Annotated in this window: 18 protein-coding genes; 9 read left to right on the top strand and 9 right to left on the bottom strand. The window is 68.5% G+C overall.

The annotated features are described in order from the left end of the window. Positions 1-49: 49 nt before the first annotated feature. Positions 50-1,423: a S8/S53 family peptidase gene (locus tag AB0E69_RS15770; protein ID WP_360145097.1), complete on the bottom strand. Its 1,374-nt coding sequence runs from the start codon at positions 1,421-1,423 to the stop codon at positions 50-52. A gap of 41 nt (positions 1,424-1,464) precedes the next feature. Here AB0E69_RS15770 and AB0E69_RS15765 point away from each other — a divergent pair, with 41 nt between their 5' ends. Then, positions 1,465-4,071, top strand: a complete 2,607-nt coding sequence (locus tag AB0E69_RS15765; RefSeq protein WP_360145094.1) for a CHAT domain-containing protein — start codon at positions 1,465-1,467, stop codon at positions 4,069-4,071. Between the two features lie 5 nt (positions 4,072-4,076). Here AB0E69_RS15765 and AB0E69_RS15760 read toward each other — a convergent pair whose 3' ends face one another. The 4 genes from AB0E69_RS15760 to AB0E69_RS15745 all read right to left on the bottom strand — a co-directional run bounded on the left by AB0E69_RS15760 (position 4,077) and on the right by AB0E69_RS15745 (position 6,496). Further along, positions 4,077-4,559: a hypothetical protein gene (locus AB0E69_RS15760; protein WP_360145091.1), complete on the bottom strand. Its 483-nt coding sequence runs from the start codon at positions 4,557-4,559 to the stop codon at positions 4,077-4,079. After that, positions 4,556-5,152 carry a sigma-70 family RNA polymerase sigma factor gene (locus AB0E69_RS15755; protein WP_360145088.1) on the bottom strand — a complete coding sequence of 199 codons (597 nt, stop codon included), beginning with the start codon at positions 5,150-5,152 and terminating at the stop codon, positions 4,556-4,558. Before AB0E69_RS15755 ends, AB0E69_RS15760 begins: the two co-directional genes overlap by 4 nt. A 402-nt stretch (positions 5,153-5,554) precedes the next feature. Next, positions 5,555-5,896: an MmcQ/YjbR family DNA-binding protein gene (locus AB0E69_RS15750; protein ID WP_360145085.1), complete on the bottom strand. Its 342-nt coding sequence runs from the start codon at positions 5,894-5,896 to the stop codon at positions 5,555-5,557. 36 nt (positions 5,897-5,932) lie between these two features. After that, the gene (locus AB0E69_RS15745) at positions 5,933-6,496 is read right to left on the bottom strand and encodes a dihydrofolate reductase family protein (protein WP_360145082.1); all 564 of its coding nucleotides are present in this window, start codon (positions 6,494-6,496) and stop codon (positions 5,933-5,935) included. 114 nt (positions 6,497-6,610) lie between these two features. On the opposite strand from AB0E69_RS15745, the gene AB0E69_RS15740 reads away from it, so the two are divergent. From AB0E69_RS15740 to AB0E69_RS15725, 4 genes are read left to right on the top strand one after another with little or no spacing between them, the layout of a single operon-like run. Then, positions 6,611-7,699, top strand: a complete 1,089-nt coding sequence (locus AB0E69_RS15740; RefSeq protein ID WP_360145079.1) for an alpha/beta hydrolase-fold protein — start codon at positions 6,611-6,613, stop codon at positions 7,697-7,699. Next, complete coding sequence (locus tag AB0E69_RS15735) at positions 7,659-8,405, top strand: alpha/beta hydrolase-fold protein (protein ID WP_360145076.1); 747 nt, start codon at positions 7,659-7,661, stop codon at positions 8,403-8,405. Before AB0E69_RS15740 ends, AB0E69_RS15735 begins: the two co-directional genes overlap by 41 nt. A 54-nt stretch (positions 8,406-8,459) precedes the next feature. Further along, on the top strand, positions 8,460-9,695 hold the full coding sequence (locus tag AB0E69_RS15730) for a hypothetical protein (RefSeq protein ID WP_360145073.1): 1,236 nt from the start codon (positions 8,460-8,462) through the stop codon (positions 9,693-9,695). Positions 9,696-9,700: 5 nt separating this feature from the next. Further along, positions 9,701-10,567 carry an amidohydrolase family protein gene (locus AB0E69_RS15725; protein ID WP_360145070.1) on the top strand — a complete coding sequence of 289 codons (867 nt, stop codon included), beginning with the start codon at positions 9,701-9,703 and terminating at the stop codon, positions 10,565-10,567. On the opposite strand, the gene AB0E69_RS15720 is transcribed toward AB0E69_RS15725, so the two are convergent. Together AB0E69_RS15720 and AB0E69_RS15715 are read right to left on the bottom strand one after the other, a co-directional pair. Next, positions 10,553-11,218, bottom strand: coding sequence for a cation transporter (locus AB0E69_RS15720; protein ID WP_360145067.1), 666 nt, complete (start codon positions 11,216-11,218; stop codon positions 10,553-10,555). The two genes, AB0E69_RS15725 and AB0E69_RS15720, sit on opposite strands and share 15 nt — an antisense overlap. After that, positions 11,211-11,552, bottom strand: a complete 342-nt coding sequence (locus AB0E69_RS15715; RefSeq protein ID WP_360145957.1) for a metalloregulator ArsR/SmtB family transcription factor — start codon at positions 11,550-11,552, stop codon at positions 11,211-11,213. Before AB0E69_RS15715 ends, AB0E69_RS15720 begins: the two co-directional genes overlap by 8 nt. Before the next feature lie 66 nt (positions 11,553-11,618). Between AB0E69_RS15715 and AB0E69_RS15710 the strand changes: the two genes are divergently transcribed. Beyond that, positions 11,619-12,338 carry a class I SAM-dependent methyltransferase gene (locus tag AB0E69_RS15710; RefSeq protein ID WP_360145064.1) on the top strand — a complete coding sequence of 240 codons (720 nt, stop codon included), beginning with the start codon at positions 11,619-11,621 and terminating at the stop codon, positions 12,336-12,338. Between the two features lie 24 nt (positions 12,339-12,362). Here the strand turns inward: AB0E69_RS15710 and AB0E69_RS15705 are convergent, their stop codons facing one another. Next, complete coding sequence (locus AB0E69_RS15705) at positions 12,363-13,094, bottom strand: methyltransferase domain-containing protein (RefSeq protein ID WP_360145061.1); 732 nt, start codon at positions 13,092-13,094, stop codon at positions 12,363-12,365. A gap of 268 nt (positions 13,095-13,362) precedes the next feature. On the opposite strand from AB0E69_RS15705, the gene AB0E69_RS15700 reads away from it, so the two are divergent. Next, positions 13,363-15,171 carry a sugar-binding domain-containing protein gene (locus AB0E69_RS15700; protein WP_360145058.1) on the top strand — a complete coding sequence of 603 codons (1,809 nt, stop codon included), beginning with the start codon at positions 13,363-13,365 and terminating at the stop codon, positions 15,169-15,171. A 30-nt stretch (positions 15,172-15,201) separates the two neighbouring features. Here AB0E69_RS15700 and AB0E69_RS15695 read toward each other — a convergent pair whose 3' ends face one another. Further along, positions 15,202-16,311, bottom strand: a complete 1,110-nt coding sequence (locus AB0E69_RS15695) for a putative sulfate exporter family transporter (RefSeq protein ID WP_360145055.1) — start codon at positions 16,309-16,311, stop codon at positions 15,202-15,204. A 78-nt stretch (positions 16,312-16,389) separates the two neighbouring features. Between AB0E69_RS15695 and AB0E69_RS15690 the strand changes: the two genes are divergently transcribed. Together AB0E69_RS15690 and AB0E69_RS15685 are read left to right on the top strand one after the other, a co-directional pair. Further along, positions 16,390-17,169 (top strand): GntR family transcriptional regulator, encoded by a 780-nt coding sequence (locus tag AB0E69_RS15690; RefSeq protein ID WP_360145052.1) that lies wholly within the window; start codon positions 16,390-16,392, stop codon positions 17,167-17,169. Between the two features lie 27 nt (positions 17,170-17,196). Beyond that, positions 17,197-17,598 (top strand): VOC family protein, encoded by a 402-nt coding sequence (locus AB0E69_RS15685; protein ID WP_360145049.1) that lies wholly within the window; start codon positions 17,197-17,199, stop codon positions 17,596-17,598. Positions 17,599-17,810 lie beyond the last annotated feature (212 nt).

Here is a 17,810-nt window from a genome sequence, read left to right as displayed (position 1 = left end):
TCAGGAAGCCGAGTCGAGGAAACACACGCTGATACGCGAACGGCGGTAACTAGTCAGGGAGCAGCACGGCTCCAACGCCCGGTTGTGCTGCCGCCTGGGCCTCGGCGATCAGGGCCGCGGCTGCTTCCTGCCCGTTCTCGCCGGTGTGGGACATCCGGGCCGCGACCAGCCCGGCAACGATCGGCGTGCTGAACGATGTACCGCTCCATCTCGCCATGCCGTAGAACTGCTCCACCCGTGCCGCCTGTCCAGGCATGGCGAAGGGTGGTTCGTTGTACGTGTAGGTGCCCTCGGGGAAGGCGTTGACGAGTTCCTGGCCCGGTGCGTATACGTCCACCCAGCCGCCGTAGTTGCTGAAGGCGGCGATCCCGCGCCAGTGCGTGCCCAGCGCCCCGACGGACACCGTGTACGGCGACGCGGCCGGCCAGAACGGCTCCCGGTCGCCGTCGTTCCCGGCAGCCACCACCATCACCACTCCCTTGTGGCGACTGAGCCGCTCGGCGAACACCGGGAACGTGAGCGGCCCGCTCGCGTCGTACGCACGGGTGCCGGCCGACATGCTGATGATGTCCGGATGATCCTCTTCGAGGATGTCGTCCAGCCGGGCGACCAGGTCGGATTCCAGTGCGGCGCCGCCGAAGCCGAACACCTGCCGGACGACGACCTCCGCACGGGGCGCGACGCACTTGATGATTCCGGCAATGAACGTTCCGTGCCCGGCGTACTCCGCCAGGGTGCTGCCGTTGATCGCGTAGTCGTTGTCTCCGCGCACGCCCTTCAGCCACTTGCTGCGCTTGCGTGCCGACTTGTCGAAACCTGTGTCGACGACGACCACCTTCACGCCTTCACCCGCGCCGCGATCAGTGCTGAAGCCGGGCCAGGGAGAGCTCATGACCGGCAGCGGTTCCGGCTCGTCCGCCGGGCAGCCTGCGCCGTTGCCGCACAGGTGAATGGCGTGGTTGAGGCCGGCTACACCCCGGCCCAGTCCAATGACGGTGACCTTCTCCGTCGCCCGCCGGGACCGGCCCCGCTTGGAGTCGTCAGGCGGACGATTGATCGTGCGCTTCCCGCCATCGTGGATGAGGCCAAGGATCTCGAGCTCGGAGAGCTGCGGGTTGACGTCGCGGCGCAGGCGCAGCAGGCGGATTCCGGCCAGCACCGGACGTCGCCGCCGACGGTCCTCGTCGGCGGGCAGCAGGTACAACTTCGCCAGGATCTCGCAGACCTTCTCGAAGAATTCCTCCCGGACCAGAATGGCGTCCTTTTCGAACAAGAAGTCCGCACCGAATCCGGCGCTCCGGCTCCTGCCCTGGACCAGCCGCCGGGGTCGTTTGGCGCCATGGTCGAAGCGGCGCGCCATCAAGGCCCGCTGCACGAACTGCCGCGTGGTCGGCAGCTGCTTGATCGTTGCTTTCCTTACCATTTCCCCTCCCGGTTTCGTGCCGAATTGCTTAAAGTTCTTGAATGTCGGTCAGTCGCCGGAAAGGTCCAGAAGACCTGCTGCCGCTGGCTGTTTCCAGGCCGGCCGAGGCGTTTGCCGCGGCCACCGCGCTGCTCGGCGAGGCGGTGGATCCGGGGTCCGCGTCGATCGCTCATCAGGCCCGGGCGATCGTGTTGCGCGACTCCGGCAGTCAGGCCGAGGCAATCGCCGAACTGCGCCTCGCCCTGCGGCTGGCGAAGCGCAGCGGGGAGCCGAGCCGCGTCGCGGATGTGCAAGCCACTCTCGGCCTCACCCTCGGCCTCGGCGGCAAGCCCACCGAGGGCCTCGCTGTGCTGGCGAGGGCGATCGGCGCCAGCAAGGGCATCGCAGCTGGTCGGGCACTGACCAGGCGCGGCTACCTGCTCCGCGTGCTCGGCCGGTACGACGAAGCACTCGCCGACCTCCGCCGCGCCGTCCGCCTGCTCCGCGACGACCCGGTCTGGGAGGCTCGAGCCCGCGGCCACCGGTTCCTCGTCTACGCCGCCCTCGGACAGGCAGCGCACGCCGACCGTGACCTGGTCATCGCCGAGCGGCTCTCGGCAGCCACCGGGCAGGAGCTCGAGTCGGCGATGCTGGTCCACAATCGCGCGGATGTGGCCTTCCAGGCAGGCGATCTGCCCGCCGCGCTCGCGTTCCTCGACGAGGCGGGTTCCCGGTACGCAGCCTTGCAGACACACTGGCCGAGTCTCGCGACCGATCGGTGCGCCGCGCTGCTCGCGGCCGGTCTGGCGACCGAAGCCGTCACGGCCACCGAGGAGGTTCTGCAGGACCAGTTGCGCCACGACAGCACTGGCACCGGGACGGCCGACCTGCTGTTCGCCGTGGCGCAGGCAGCGCTGGCCGCTGGCCGGCTCGACCTGGCCGAGCAACGCGCGGCCGCCGCTGCTGAACTCTTCCGGCGACAGCAGCGAAGCGGCTGGTATGCCCGCGCGACGTACGTCACGCTGCACGCGCAGTACGACGCCGGCCGCCGCGATCAGCGACTCAGCACCAGGGCCGGCCGGCTCGCCGACCAGCTCGACGAGCTGAAGTCGGCGGACGGACCTTCGGCACACCTGCTGGCCGGTCGTCTGGCCGCCGCCCGGGGCCGACTGGCCGACGCGGATCGGCATCTCGCGCGCGCGGCGAGCTTCCGCCATCGCGGTCCCACCTTCGGCCACGCGGCCGGCTGGCTGGCCCAAGCGCTTCGGGCCGAAGCCCGTGGCGCTACTGCGGCCACGCTGATCGCCTGCCGGCATGGCCTCGAGGCCGCGACCGACCATCAACGATCCCTGGCCGCGCCCGAGCTGCGTGCCCACGCTGCGACGTACGGCGTCGAGCTCGCCGCGCTCGCCCAGCGTCACGCCGTACTGCGTAACGATGCGCGGATGCTGTTGCGCTGGAGCGAGCAGTGGCGCGCAAGCGCCCTGGCCTTGCCCGCCGTCCGGCCACCTGAGGACCCAGAACTGGCAGCCGATCTCGCGGCGCTGCGCAATGTGGCTCGCCGGCTGGACGCGGTGGGCGACTCCGATCGGCTCAGGGCCGAACGGAACCGCCTCGAAGCGGCGATCCGGGCCCGGACCCGACGGCTCCGGGCCGAAGGTTCCGGGGACGGGACCGATGCGCGCCGCGACACCGAGGCTGATTTCGGCGCCGCGATCGCCAGTCTGGGCGACCACCACCTGGTCGAGCTCACGGTCGTCGACGGCCTGCTCTATGCGGTGACGGTCGTCGGACGCCGGGTGCGGATGCAGGTGGTCGGCCCGGTGGCGTCTGCCGTCCGAGAGCTCGAGTTCGCGCTGTTCATGCTGCGGCGGCTGGCCCATGGCCGGGCGGCCGCGGGTGCTGTCGCCCAGCTCAACGCAGCAGGCCTTCGGTTGCAGGACGCGTTGCTGGGACCCGCGGCCAAGGACCTCAACGGTGCACCAGTCCTGGTCGTCCCGCCCGCTTCGTTGCACGCGGTGCCATGGGCGATGCTGCCGGCGCTGAGATCGGCGCCGGTCACGGTCGCGCCGTCGGCGTCGATGTGGTGGCGGGCCGGCCTGCTTCCGGCGCCGGCGCACCGCCGGGTCGCGCTCGTCGTCGGGCCCGGGCTCGAAGGCGGCCGGAACGAGCTGAAGGAGATCGGCCAGGAGTACCCGGGGTCGGTCGTGCTGACGGACGGGCAGGCCACCGCCGACCAGACCTTGACCGCGCTCGACGGTGCCTGGACCGCGCACATCGCGGCGCATGGGCGCTTCCGCCGCGACAACCCGCTCTTCTCCGCGATCGCTCTGGACGACGGTCCGCTGAATCTGTACGACCTCAGCCGGCTTCGCCGCGCGCCGCTGCGACTCGTGCTGTCCAGCTGCGAGTCCGGCGTCGCGGCGCCGATCGGTGCGGATGAGCTCCTCGGCGCGGTGTCCGCGCTCGTCCCGCTCGGTACCGCGAGCCTCCTGGCCAGCGTGGTCGCGGTCAACGACGCCACCACCGCGGGGCTGATGATCGACTTCCACCGGCACCTGCGCGATCGAGGCTCGTTCGGTGTCGCGCTGCGCGAGGCCCGCATCGGCGCCGGCGACGACCCGGTCGCGCTCGCGACGGCGCTGTCGTTCGTAGCCCTCGGCCGGTGAGGGGCTCACAGGTTGACCCAGGCAGTGGTGACCGGTCCCCCGCGCACCGACCGGCACCGGATCCGCACCGGGCCACGCTCCCTCCGATCGAGGATGAATCGCCCTAGCTCATCCAGTTGCACCCGTTCCCGGTGGCCATCGGCGGACTCCAACTCACACTCCATCGGCGAAGCGCCGAGAAGCTGACCGACGACCGTCAGCCCGTCGTCGCCCGGAGCGATCTCCAGCTCGATTCGGACACCCCCGCCTTCGAACGACAGCAGGCGATCCTCCGCCGTCTCCGGCGCGGCCCGGCGTACCGGTTCGTACTCCAGGTCAGGTGTGACCCCCGCCGAGTCGGCAATCAGGTCGGCCAGCTCGCCGTCGAGATCGCGCAGACCGATCACTTCGCGGGCCGCGGCGCTGATGTCCGCCGGCACCGGGTCAGCTTCTGCGGCGACGCGCCGGAGCCACTCCATGAGTTCGTCGTCGCCGTGGCCGGCATTCATCGCGAATCACCGCCGGCATCGGTGGCCAGGAACTCGAAGGGATACGGGTCGGCGGTCATGATCTCGCGGAGTGCCGCCAGACAGCGTTGCCGGGTCGGCCCGATACTCCCGATGCGCATGTCGAGTGCGGCCGCCACTTCTTCGTAGCTGGGCGGCGGATCGGCCATCAACACCCTGAGCAGGGTCCGGCAGCGCGGCTTCAACGAGCGGAACGCCCGCCACAAGGCCGAATCCTGCTCTCGGTGCAGCAGCGCGTGGTCCAGCGGATCGTCCTCGTCCGGTACGTCGTCCACGAGCTCGGTGATCTCCACCTTGGACCGGCGCCGCAACACCGCCAGGCACTCGTGCCGCATGGTGGTCGCGAGCCAGCTCCCGATGCTCTCCGGCTGCCGGACGCTGTCGATCCGTTCCACCAGCCGCAGCCAGGTGGTCTGGATGGCGTCGGCCGCGTCCTCGGTGTTCAGCCGCATGCCACGGGCGATGAACCACAAGAGGTTCGTGTAGCGATCCGCCAGGGCCGTCCAGGCGACCGGATCGTCCGAGCGAATTCCCGCGACGAGCGCGAGGTTGTCGAGCTGCCGTTGCTGGTCCATCGCACCGCGGCCCGGATTGTCGGAGCGGACCCACCCCCCTCGGCATTCTCGCCGAGAACAACAGCCGAGTCCACGGCGCATCGTGCCTCGCGAAACAGCCATCAGCCGCTCCTTCCGATCGCCCCGCTTGCGGACAAGAGCAGGAGACCGGAGGCCTGATACCGATTTAAGCCCGAAACATGCGCTTGACTAGAAGTACAGCCAAACCCCCACCACAACGGCGGCGAGCAGAAGTGCGGCGGTCAGAATCTGGCTGAGCACCGACGCCTTTTGGCGTCGGGGCAGGAAGTCCCCGGTCATACCTCCAGAATGCGTCGCGCCGGCCTGCCACCCATCGGTCTTCAGGACGGTTCCGGCGTCCTACCGGAGGATGAGAGACCGTTGCCAGGGGCATCCGATCGTCTACTCCCCGAAGACCTCGCGGCGGACCTTCTTCGGGACGCACATGGCCCAGGCGTCGAGGATCAGCTCGCGGAGTTCGTCGTACTCGAGGGCGTCGAGGCGGACCTCGATCCAGCGGAAGCGTTCGTCGGACGGGCTCGGCGGGAGGAACTTGTGCGGCTCAGCCGCCAGCGCCGCTGCCCGCTCCTCTTTCGGGAAGCCGATGCCCATCGTCTGCTCGTCCCGCGCCAGCGCGAGATACACGATCTGGCCGACGCGGAACTTGATCCGGTCGCGGACGAGCACCTCGTAGCTGCGGGGCAGGTCCTTCGTCACGCTGCGGATGTCCTCGAGGTCGACCACGACATCGACACTAGCCGGTAAAGCTGTCAACCGGTGTCAGCTTTGCGGGACGTACCGCAGTACCTGAATGCCCGACGTGTACGCCCGGGCGCTGACCAGGGTCAGGTCGGCACGGGACGTGAAGAGCGGGCGGCCGTTACCCAGCGCAACCGGGTAGAGCTTGATCCAGTACTCGTCGATGACGTTGTGCCGGGCGAACTGCTGGACGGTGTCGACGCCGCCGAAGATCACCAGGCCGCAGCCATCGGTCTGCTTGAGCTCGGCGATCTCCTCGGGAATGCCGGCGGTCGCCAGCCGGTCCTTCGGCGAGAGCAGCTCGGTCAGGGTGTTCGAGAAGACGATCTTCGGCGTCTCGACCATCCAGGTGGCAAAGTCGACCAGCTCCGGCGGGCTGTCCGGGTGGTCGCGCTGGGCGGTGAAGGCGGCGTTGAGCTGCTGGTACGCGTTCCGGCCGGTGAGCATCGTGTCCACCACCGCGCGCAGGTCCGCAGTGAACTCGACGTTCAGCTGGGGGTCGGGGAACATCCAGTCGAGCTCGCCGTTCGGGCCGGACAGGGCGCCGTCGAGGGTCAGGTTGAGGGCAGCGATCACAGAGCGCATCGGACTGTCTCCTTGGGGAAGTTCCGGTCTGGTCCCCCTAGCCTCTCGGTCGAGGGGGCTGCGGGTCATCCCCAGATCTGATGACATCGGGTCCGCCTTGGGTAACGTAGTCGGATGCCCGAGCGGAAACAGCGCGTCGTCAGCGCAGTCGAAGGAGCCGAGGTGGTGTTCCGCCTCGGTGACGCTGCGCATGCGTTCGCCGGCGTCCGGTTGTGGCAGGAGCTCGGGCTGCCGGCCGAGATGCTGGAGTTCAAACCGGTCGGCTACGGCTGGGAGCTGCGCCTGCCACGGCCGTCGGTGCACCGGATGGAGTACCTGTTCGACATCGCCGACCTCGGGATGCGGACCGACCCGACGAACCGGCGGGTGGTCGGCGGCGCGTTCGGCGATCACTCCTGGTTACCGCTGCCGGGGTACGTCGAGCCCGCATGGATCGCCGTACCGCCGATCGCGTCGACGCTGGCACCGCTGACGGTCGACTCCCCGGTCGGGCCGATCGACGTCCAGGTCTGGGCACCGGAAGGGATCACGCCGGCCTTCGAACTCCCGCTGCTGCTGTCGCACGACGGACCCGAGTTCGCGCTGTACGCCGGTCTGACGCACTACGTGGGCGCGATGATCGCGTCGGGCAGCCTGCCGCCGTTTCGGCTCGCGCTGATCCGGCCGACGACGCGCAACCTCTGGTACGCCGCGAACCCGCAGTACGCCGAGGCGCTCACGCAGTACGTGCTGCCGGCCGTGCGGGCGCAGTACCAGAGCCGGCGGCCGGTGATGATGGGCGCGAGCCTGGGCGCGCTGGCGGCGCTGCACGCGGAGTGGCTGCATCCGGGCAGCTTCGACGGGCTGTTCCTGCAGTCGGGGTCGTTCTTCACCCGCGAGACCGACCCGCAGGAGTCACGGTTCGAGTACTACGCGCAAGTGACCGCGTTCGTACGGCAGGTGCTGTCGGCAACCACGGCGCCGAGCACACCGCTGGTCGGGATGACCGCCGGGACCACCGAGGAGAACGTGCACAACAACCGGGTGCTGGCCGCCAAGCTCGCCGAGCTCGGGCTGACCGCGACCCTCGACGAAACGCCGGACATGCACAACTTCACGGCCTGGCGTGATGTGCTGGATCCTGATCTGACCGAACTACTGCTGCAGGTCTGGGGTGGGGCCGATGGAACGGGAGCAGGTAGAGCTGGAGGCGCCGGGACTTGACCGTCCGGGCACCCTGATCCGGTACGGCCATTTCGGCCGGCCGGTGCTGGTGTTCCCGAGCGAGCAAGGGCGCGCCTGGGACTACGAGAACAACGGCATGGTCGATGCCGTCGCCGACCTGATCGAGGCCGGCCGGGTCAAGTTGTACTGCGTGGACTCCTACGACCACGTCAGCTGGTCCGACCGCAGCATCCAGCTGGAGGATCGCGCGCGCCGGCACGAGTTCTACGAGTCGTGGATCGTCGACCAGGTGGTGCCGACGATCGGCGCGGACTCGCCCGGGGTGAGCGACATCATCACCACCGGCTGCAGCCTGGGCGCGTACCACGCGTTCAACTTCGCGTTCAAACGGGCGGACCTGTTCCCGGTCGCGATCTGCCAGTCGGGCAACTACAACGCGGCCAGCTGGCACGCGTGGGGTGAGCGCGGCGACGCGACGTACTTCAACAACCCGGCCGACTACCTGCCGAACCTGACCGGCGATCACCTGGAGTGGTTGCGCCGGCGGCTCTTCATCGTCCTGACCGTCGGTCAGGGCGACTGGGAGACCCACCCGACCGGCTCGTTGCCGTCCGCCCGCGTGACGGCTGCGATGCTGGCCGAGAAGGGCATCCCGCATGAGCTCGACCTGTGGGGGTACGACGTAGCGCACGACTGGCCCTGGTGGCGGCAACAGCTCGCCCATCACCTACCGCGATTCGTCTAGGAGGACCCCCCATCCCCCTTCTTCTTTCCTTTTCTTCTTTTCTTAGGAGGACTTGTGGCTGACCGCTCCCGCCATCTGATCGGGTTGTTGCTCGGCGCCGAGGAGGACTGGCCGCAGGCGTTCGAGGCGCTGCTGCAGCGGGTCGGCCCGGTGTCCCTGGACGGGCACGAGCACGAGTTCGGGTCGCGCCGGCTGACGATCGAGCCGTTCGACCTGAACGACCCGGTCCGGGTCGGGCTGGTGATCGACCGGCTCGCGTACTGGTACTACCACCCGCGCGAGTGGCTGAAGAAGGCCGCGCTGATGAACGGCACGTACCTGCTGAACTCGCCGTTCACGTTCCAGTCGATGGAGAAGCACTCGGCGTACTGCGCGATGCTCCGCCTCGGCCTGAAGATCCCGCGGACGGTGCTGGTGCCGTACAAGAATCCGGTCGACAACGTGCGCTGGGCCTACACGTCGGCGAAGTACAACCGGTCGTTCGACCTGGACGCGATCGCGGACGACCTCGGCTACCCGCTGTACATGAAACCGTTCGACGGCGGCGGCTGGCGGGGCGTGTCCCGGATCAACAACCGCGACGACCTGCACCGCGCGTACGACGCGTCCGGCGAGATGCTGATGCACCTGCAGGCGACGATCGAGTACGACAAGTTCGCCCGCGCGCTGTCGATCGGCGCCGAGACGATGGTGATGGACTTCCGCCCCGACGAGCCGATGCACAACCGGTACGCCGTCTCGCACGACTTCCTCTCCCCGTCCGCCGGCCACCAGGCGGTCGCGATCAGCCGGATCGTGAACGCCTTCTTCGGCTGGGAGTTCAACTCCTGCGAGATGCTGGTGGCGGGCGACTCCGTGCACCCCATCGACTACGCCAACGCCTGCCCGGACGTGGCGGTCACCTCCTTGCACTACTACTTCCCGTGGGCGATCAGCGCGCTGGTCAAGTGGTCCGTCTTCTCGCTCGCCACCGGCCGCCGCACCAAGGTCGACCTGCACACCGAGCGCTACTTCGAGATCGCCGACGACGAGTCCCTCGACTACGACGCCAAGCTCGACGGCTACCTGGCCCTCGCCGACGAGCACTTCGAGACCACGAAGTACCAGGAGTGGTGCGCCGCGAACCTGCCGGACTTCGACGCCCGCGTCCGCGACTGGGTGGCCGGCCCCGACTTCGCCCGCCTGTTGGGCGAGACGGTCGCCGCGACCTACCCGGCCCACGAGCAGGAGAAGTTCATGGCGCACTTCCAGGGCCTGACGAACCTCTGGCTGGCCGATCAGGCAGGCTAGGAGGTATGCGCGACGCGGAGGTGCCGGCCTGGTGGCGGCGGCTGGGGTTGGCCGGCTTGGTGGATGTGCATGTGCATTTTCTGCCGGATCGAATGATGGAGGCCGTCTGGGCGTACTTCGACGAGGCGCCCGCGCACTACGGGACCGAGTGGCCGGTGACCTACCGGACGTCGGTCGACGAGCGGCTGAAGACACTTGAGTCGCTCGGGGTTCGGGCGTTTCCCGCGCTGGTCTATCCACATAAGCCGGGGATGGCGGAGTCGCTCAATTCCTGGGCGCGGGACTTCGCCGCTGCCACTCCCGGGTGCGTCTCCAGCGGCACCTTCTACCCTGAGGCCTCCGCCGCCGGTTATGTGCGTGAGGCGTTGGAGTTGGGGACACGGATCTTCAAAGTGCATGTGCAGGTCGGCGACTACGACCCGCGGTCGGGGGAGCTGGATGACGTGTGGGGACAGCTCGCCGAGGCAGGTACGCCGGTAGTGGTCCACTGCGGCTCCGGACCGATCCCCGGCCGTCACACCGGCCCCGGGCCGATGGGCGAGGTACTGCGGCGACACCCTCAACTGACGGCGGTGATCGCGCACCTCGGCATGCCGGAGTACGCCGAACATCTCGCGCTCACGTCGTACCCGAACGTGCACCTGGACACGACGATGGCGCTGACACCGTTCACGGAGAAGCTGATGCCGTTCCCGCGGGAGTTGGTGGCTCGGCTCGGGGAGCTCCAGGACAGGATCGTGCTGGGGACGGACTTCCCCAACATCCCGTACGAGTACGCCGTCCAGCTCGAGTCGCTGGAGGCCCTCGATCTGGGTGACGACTGGCTACGAGCGGTCTGCTGGGACAACGGCGCCCGGCTACTTGCAGTCTGAGCAGCAGCCTTCGCCGCGCCAGGCGTCGACGCCCTCGCGGACGGCAACACCGGCGATGATCAGACCGGCGATCGGGTCCGCCCAGGTCCAGCCGAGCGTTGCGTTGAGCAATAATCCGACGAGCAGTACCGCGGACAGATACGTGCAGAGCAGGGTCTGCGTGGAGTCGGCGACGACCGCGTTGGACCTCAGCGCCTTGCCGGTACCCCGTTGCGCCCGCGAGAGGAACGGCATCACGATCAGCGATGCGACGGCGAGTCCGATCCCCACTGCCGACGTCTCAGGATGCGCGCCCGTGATCAGCGCGCGGACCGACTCGAAGCCGACGTACGCCGCCAACGCGAAGAACGAGCAAGCCAGCAGGCGAAGGGCACGCTTCTCGCGGGCCTCCGGCAACGGATGCTGGAACTGCCACAGGATGATCAGGCCGCTCGACACCTCCACCACCGAGTCGAGGCCGAACCCGACGAGGGCCACCGAGCCTGCGATCAGGCCGGAGGTCACCGCGATCACGGCCTCGATCAGGTTGTAGGTCACGGACGCGCCGGCCAGCAACTGCGCCCGCCGACCCAATCGCTTGCGTTCGGTGGGATCAACCACCGGCCGTCCAGCGCGGGTGACTGTCGGGCCGAGCTGCATCGGCTCACTCATGGTTGAGGCCGTAGTTGGGGCACAGGGCGACGGCGTCGCCGGTGAGGCCGAGTAGGCGTTCGGCGGAGGCCAGGAGGTCGAGGGTCGCTTCCGGGTGCGTCAGGCGGAAGAGCGAGGCCCGGCCCTGGGGGCGGGACTCGACCAAGCCGCAGTCGCGCAGGCATGCCAGGTGTTTCGAGACTGTCGACTGGGCCAGCCCGAGGTGCTCGGTCAGGTCGACGACGCGGTGCTCCCCCGTCGCCAGGTGCCGCACGATCGCCAACCGCGACGCGTCGCTGAACCCATGGAACAAACACCCTGCCACCCCGAGGGCGTCCACCTCGATCGCATTCATCGCCATTTGGCGATGTTATCGCAGTCCGGCAGGTCAAGGAACTCGGGGATTCGGTAAAATCTGGGGGTGTCGGAGACTCGGATTCACACCGTTGACCAGTTGCTGGACGTGCTCGATCGGGTGGTGAGTGCGAGTGGTCGGGGGGACCGGTCGCACCCGTCGGCTGCGGAGTTCTGGACGTCGTTGCTGAGCACTCCAGGTCACCCGCTCGCGACCCAGCTTCCCGATGAACCGCTCGTGGATTGGCAGTCCCGCGGGCTGCTCGGTGACCTCGCCAGCGCGCGGGTGCTCGACGTCGGCTGCGGAGGCGGCCGCAACACCCGCTGGTTCGCGTCGCAGGGTGCGACCGTCACTGGGCTTGATCTCGCCGCGGACCTCCTGGCGAGCGTTCGCGCCACGATGCCGGCTTCCGTCGAGCTGATCGCCTCCGACGTACTGCGTGATGCGCTGCCCGGCGGCCAGTTCGACGTGGTGTACGACTCTGGCTGCTTCCACCACATCGCGCCGCACCGACGGATCACGTACCTCGGTCGCCTCCTCCCGCTCGTCCGGCCTGGCGGCCGGTTCGGCATCGTCACGTTCGCCACCGAGCGGATGGAGGCCCCGTCCGACCTCGACGTTGTCACGACTGGCGACACGTACGGCGGCATGACCTTCTCCCTCGACGACCTCCGCACGATCTTCTCCAGGCTGACCGCTGTCGAGCTCCGCGCCGTCCACCCCGACCGCGACAACACCTTCGCCCCCGACTTCCTCAACGCAGCTCTCTTCACCGCCCCGGAGTAAGCACGCGGCCGGGTTGGTTCGTAGTCACCGCGGGCGGGTCAGCACGTAGGCGGTCGGCGTCGCGCCGTTGTACTTCAGCAGCCGACGCCGGACGGCCTTCAGCCCGCGCTGCCGGTCGACCGCCTGAAGGAGCAGACGTTTGTCCTCGGTGAGCAGGACCGCCCGCCCATCCGCGGTCAGCACCCGGTCGATCTCGCGAAGAGCCGCCGGATAGAGCTCGCGGTTGCCGCGATGAGTCCCCACCAACTTCCCGAACGGAAGATTCGCCACCACGCGGTCCACACTCCCGTCCGCGACCGGAAGGGCCCCAGCCTCGGCCCGCACCAGAGATATCTGCCGTCGCGTGTTCCGCGCCGCCATCGCCAGTGCCCGGCGATCGTTGTCCACTCCAACGACCCGTGCGCCCGGCGTACGCCGCCGTACCGCCAGCAAGATCGTGCCCGTCCCGCAGAACGGATCGAGCACCAGCTGACCCGTCCGGATCTTCGCCAGCCGGGTCAGTACCTCGGCGACCACCAGGTTCGTTGACCAGGGCAACCTTTCGAGCCGGCCGAACCGCCGTACCCACGACAGTGGCTCGAACGCGGCGGACGCGTACAACCCACAGGCCGCAAGCTCCTCGAGCGACCCGTCGACCGCACACTCCACGGTCTCGGCGGTCAACTGACGAATCGAATGAAGTGACGGCATCGCGCGAAGCTCCTCGATGAGGAGATCCGCCGCGCCGTCGACAGTACGCAGGACAAGGTGCGGCACTGACGCTCCGGAAGAATCGCGATCGACAAGGGAGTCGAAGCGCGGCGCAGGCAGCCGTCAGCGAACGGGCTCTGGCGGGGTCTGTCGGAGCGACCCCGCCCGGGCCCGTCAGAGCGACTGGGCTTGCGCCTTCAGGAACGCGTCATCCCGGGCAGCGTAGGCAGTCCGCGTCCCACCCCTCAACCGCTTTTCCCGAGCCCGTTGCCGACAGAATTCCAACGTTGTAACGTCGTCTTGTCCCGATCCGCCGCTCCCCACAGGAGAGAACATGCCCCAGCCCCGTGCCGAGTACCCACGTCCACAGTTCGTCCGCGCGGAGTGGGTGAATCTGAACGGCGAGTGGCAGTTCGAGAGCGATCGATCAGACTCGGGTCTCGAGCGGGGGGTGCGCGACCGCGAGCTGGCGCAGCAGATCGTCGTACCGTTCGCGCCGGAGTCTCAGTTGTCCGGGATCGAGGACGTCGACTTCCTGGAGGCGGTCTGGTACCGGAAGACCGTCACGATCCCGGCCGAGTGGGAGGGCAAGGACGCGATCCTGCACTTCCAGGCCGTCGACCACGACGCGACCGTCTGGGTGAACGGCGAAGAGGTCGTCCGGCACCGCGGCGGCTTCACCCCGTTCAGCGCCAACCTCAGCCGGGTCGCCAAGCCGGGCGAGGAAGCCACGATCGTGGTCCGCGCCCGTGACAGCCACCGCGGCCAGCAGGCGCGCGGCAAGCAGAGCCAGCTCTACCACAACCACAGCTGCCTCTACACGCGCACGACGGGCATCTGGCAGACCGTCTGGCTCGAAGCAGTTCCGACCGTCCACCTCAACCGCCCGCGGATCACCCCGGACGTTGCCGGCTCGAGCTTCCACCTCGCCGTACCGGTGTCGGCCAACAAGCCCGGCCACACGATCAGGGCCACGCTGAAGGACGCCGACGGCGACGTCACCACGGCGCAGGTCCGCGCCGACCTCGACTTCGCGCCGCGGCTGACCCTGCAGGTCCCGGCCGACCGCGTCCGCCTCTGGGACACGACGGACCCCCACCTGTATGACGTACTCCTCGAGCTGATCGATGCCGACGGCAACGTCATCGACACCGTGGACAGCTACGCCGGCCTGCGCTCCGTCTCGATCAACGGGCAGGCGATCCTGATCAACGGCCGGCACGTGTTCCAGCGGCTCGTGCTGGACCAGGGCTACTGGCCGGAGAGCCTGATGACCGCGCCGTCCGACGAGGCACTGGTCCGCGACATCGAGCTCAGCCTCGCGGCCGGCTTCAACGGCGCACGCCTGCACCAGAAGGTGTTCGAGGAGCGGTTCCTGTACCACGCGGACCGGCTCGGCTACCTGGTCTGGGGCGAGTTCGGTGACTGGGGCTCCGGCGTCGGCGACACCGGCGACAACAACCAGCAGCCGACCGCGTCGTACGTCGGTGAATGGCTCGAAGCGGTTGAGCGCGACTACAGCCACCCGAGCATCGTCGGCTGGTGCCCGCTGAACGAGACCCACCAGCTGCTGCACGACCGCATCACGCAGCTGGACGACGTCACCCGTGCGATGTTCCTGGCCACCAAGGCCGCGGACAGCACGCGTCCGGTCCTGGACGCGTCCGGCTACAGCCACCGCGTGCCAGAGACCGACGTGTGGGACTCGCACAACTATGAGCAGGACCCAGCCGAGTTCGCGAAGCAGATGGCCGGACTGGCGGACGGTGCGCCGTACGCCAACACGGGTGGGCACGAAGGACGGCCGATCTCCCAGCCGTACGCCGGCCAGCCGTACTTCTGCAGCGAGTTCGGTGGGATCTGGTGGAACGCGGAGAAGGCGGCCGCTGGGCGCGACGGTCGCGGGGCGGACTCCTGGGGGTACGGCCAGCGGGTCGCGGACGAGGAGGAGTTCTACACGCGCTTCACCGGGCTCGTCGACGTGCTGCTCGACAACCCGTTGATGTTCGGTTACTGCTACACGCAGCTGACCGACGTGTTCCAGGAAGAGAACGGCATCTACAACTTCGACCGGAGCAACAAGCTCGACGTCCCGCGGGTCAAGGCGGTGCAGGAGCGGCAGGCGGCGTACGAGAAGGACTAGTTGCATCGCAACTAGTCCTCAGGTAACTAGTTACGAAGTGAATGCCTGCAGGCCGAGGCTGCCGAGCGCGACCAGGGCCCAGAGGATCGCTCCGAGCAGGAGCGGCCGGGGCCCTGCGTCGCGCAACTCACGCGGCCGCAGTGACAGGCCGATCGCGGTCAGCGCGGCGGTGATCAGGCAAGTGCTGATCAGGCTCAGCGTCGAGGACCACGAGTCCGGTACGACGCCCGCGCTGCGCAGGCCCGCTGCCGCGACGAAGCCGACAAGGAAGAGCGGGAAGAGCTTCTTCCACGGCAGCGGCCGACGGGTCGACGCCGTGGATCCCTCGTAGTCATGGTCGTCGCGGTGCAGCGCCTGGGCCGCCCGGTTCTCCCGGCGGATCTTCAACGCGACCAGCGTCAGCACGATCGGAATGAGCGTCAGTGATCGAGTGAGCTTCACCACGATCGCCTGATCACCGGCCGCCTGGCTGTACGCGTACCCGGCCGCGACCACCGACGACGTGTCGTTCACCGCCGTACCGGCCCACAGCCCGAAGGCCTCCGAGCTCATCCCGAGAAGGTGGCCGAGCGGCGGAAACGTCAGCACCGCAACGACATTGAAGGTGAAGATCGTCGCCAGCGCATAGGCGACCGACGATCGCTTGGCCCCGATCGCCGCCGTCGCGGCCGCGATCGCCGAGCCGCCACAGATCGCCGTGCCGACTCCGATCAGCGTCTGGGTGTCACCCCGTACGCCGAGCAGCCGGCCGAACAGCCACGCGCCACCGAGCGCGATCGCCAGCGTCCCGAGCATGACGGGCAGCGACGAGACACCGACCTTGGCGACCTGCTGCAGCGAGAGGCCGGTCCCCAGTACGACGATCGACACCTGCAGCAGGGTCTTCGACGCGAACTCGTACCCAGGTCGCCAGGCCTCAGCTCTGAGAACCGGGACTGCACTGCCGGCGACGACGCCGAGCACGATCCCGAAGACGGGGCCGCCCACCAGCGGAACCAGCCGCCCGAGCGGGACCGCGATCGCGGTGATGGCGGCCACGATCAGCAGACCGCGCAGCTGCCAGAGCTTCGCGCCGAGGTGAGGGGAGGTGCGAGAGGCGGCGGGCGGGGCGTGCTGTGCCCTAACCTCGATCTGCACCATGCCGGAAGCCTCCTGCCTAAATGTACGCACATTTAAAGTAGGAGATGACCGGACATTTGGCAAGCCGGGAGGACGTAGATGGCTGGGCGCAAGCTCGAGCGGGTCAGCGGGTCGCCGCTGTGGAAACAGCTGCGCGAGGACCTGGTCCGGCGGCTGCGGTCCGGTGAGTTCGACGACGCGTTCCCGGGCGAGCTCGCGCTGGTCGACGAGTACGAGGTCAGTCGGCACACGGTCCGGCAGGCGCTCGGCCAGCTGCGGTCCGACGGGCTGATCGTCGCGGAACGCGGCCGGCAGCCGCGGGTCGCGACCGCGCCGGAGATCCGGCAGCCGATGGGCGCGCTGTACAGCCTGTTCTCGTCGGTCGAGGAGTCGGGACTGTCGCAGCATTCCGTCGTACGGGCGCTCGACATACGGGCCGACGGTGTGATCGCGGCGCGGCTCGAGCTGGAGGAGTCGATCCCGCTGCTGTACCTCGAGCGGCTGCGGTACGCCGGGGACGAGCCGCTCGCGCTGGATCGAGTCTGGCTGCCGGCCTCGCTCGCCTCGCCGCTATTGGAGGCAGACTTCACGCACACCAGCCTCTACAACGAGCTGGCAGTGCGGACGGGACTCAATCTCGACCATGGCCGGGAGGACATCCGGGCGGTGGTGCCGACTGCCTCCGAGCGGGCGCTGCTGCACTGTCCGGAGAACGCCGCCGCATTCTCGATCAATCGACAGGGGTCGTCGCAGAATCGCCCGGTGGAATGGCGCCACACGTTGGTGCGCGGCGACCGGTTTGGCCTCTCAGCCGAGTTCTCCGCCAACGCGGGGTATCGGCTGACCCCCAACACGGGCGCCCTAGCTCAGGCTTGGTGAGCATCCCGCCCCGTAGATACTGACTCCATGACAGTCAAAGAACTCCGCCTGGTAGTAACAGCAGAAGACTGGGACGAAGCAGTCCACTTCTACCGAGACGTCCTGGGCCTCCCCGAACGAGCGTCGTACTCGTCCGAAGACGGCCGAGTAACAATCCTCGAAGTAGAACGCGCCACCCTCGAAATAGCCGACCCCAACCAGGCCAACTACATCGACGCGGTAGAGGTAGGCCGCCGGGTAGCAGGCAAATACCGAATCGCCTTCGAGGTAGCAGACACCAATGCCACAACCCGCCACCTAGCCGACGCAGGCGCCACCGTCATCGCAGAACCCACCCGCACCCCCTGGAACTCCCTCAACGCCCGCCTACAAACCCCCGGCCAAATCCAACTAACCCTCTTCACCGAACTCGACCCCAACCACCCTTGACCGGTCTGCACCGAGCAGACGTCCTGTCATTGCTGGAGATTGCGGTTTCCCGTCACCAGGATCGCCTCCCGAGAAATGACCGGTCGACGAAAGCGCCGCAGTCACACGCGGGCGCTAGCCCGCAGTTCGCGGGCGGCAGCCCGCAACTCCCCGGCGCTAGCCGGGAGCACCTCCGGCGGTAGCCGGAAACCCCGGCGGTAGCCGGAAATGGA

This window comes from Kribbella sp. NPDC026611 (assembly GCF_040638345.1).
Classification (GTDB): Bacteria; Actinomycetota; Actinomycetes; order Propionibacteriales; family Kribbellaceae; genus Kribbella.
The sequence above is the reverse complement of the archived record's forward strand: the minus strand, read 5'-3'. Positions and strand labels throughout refer to the sequence as shown.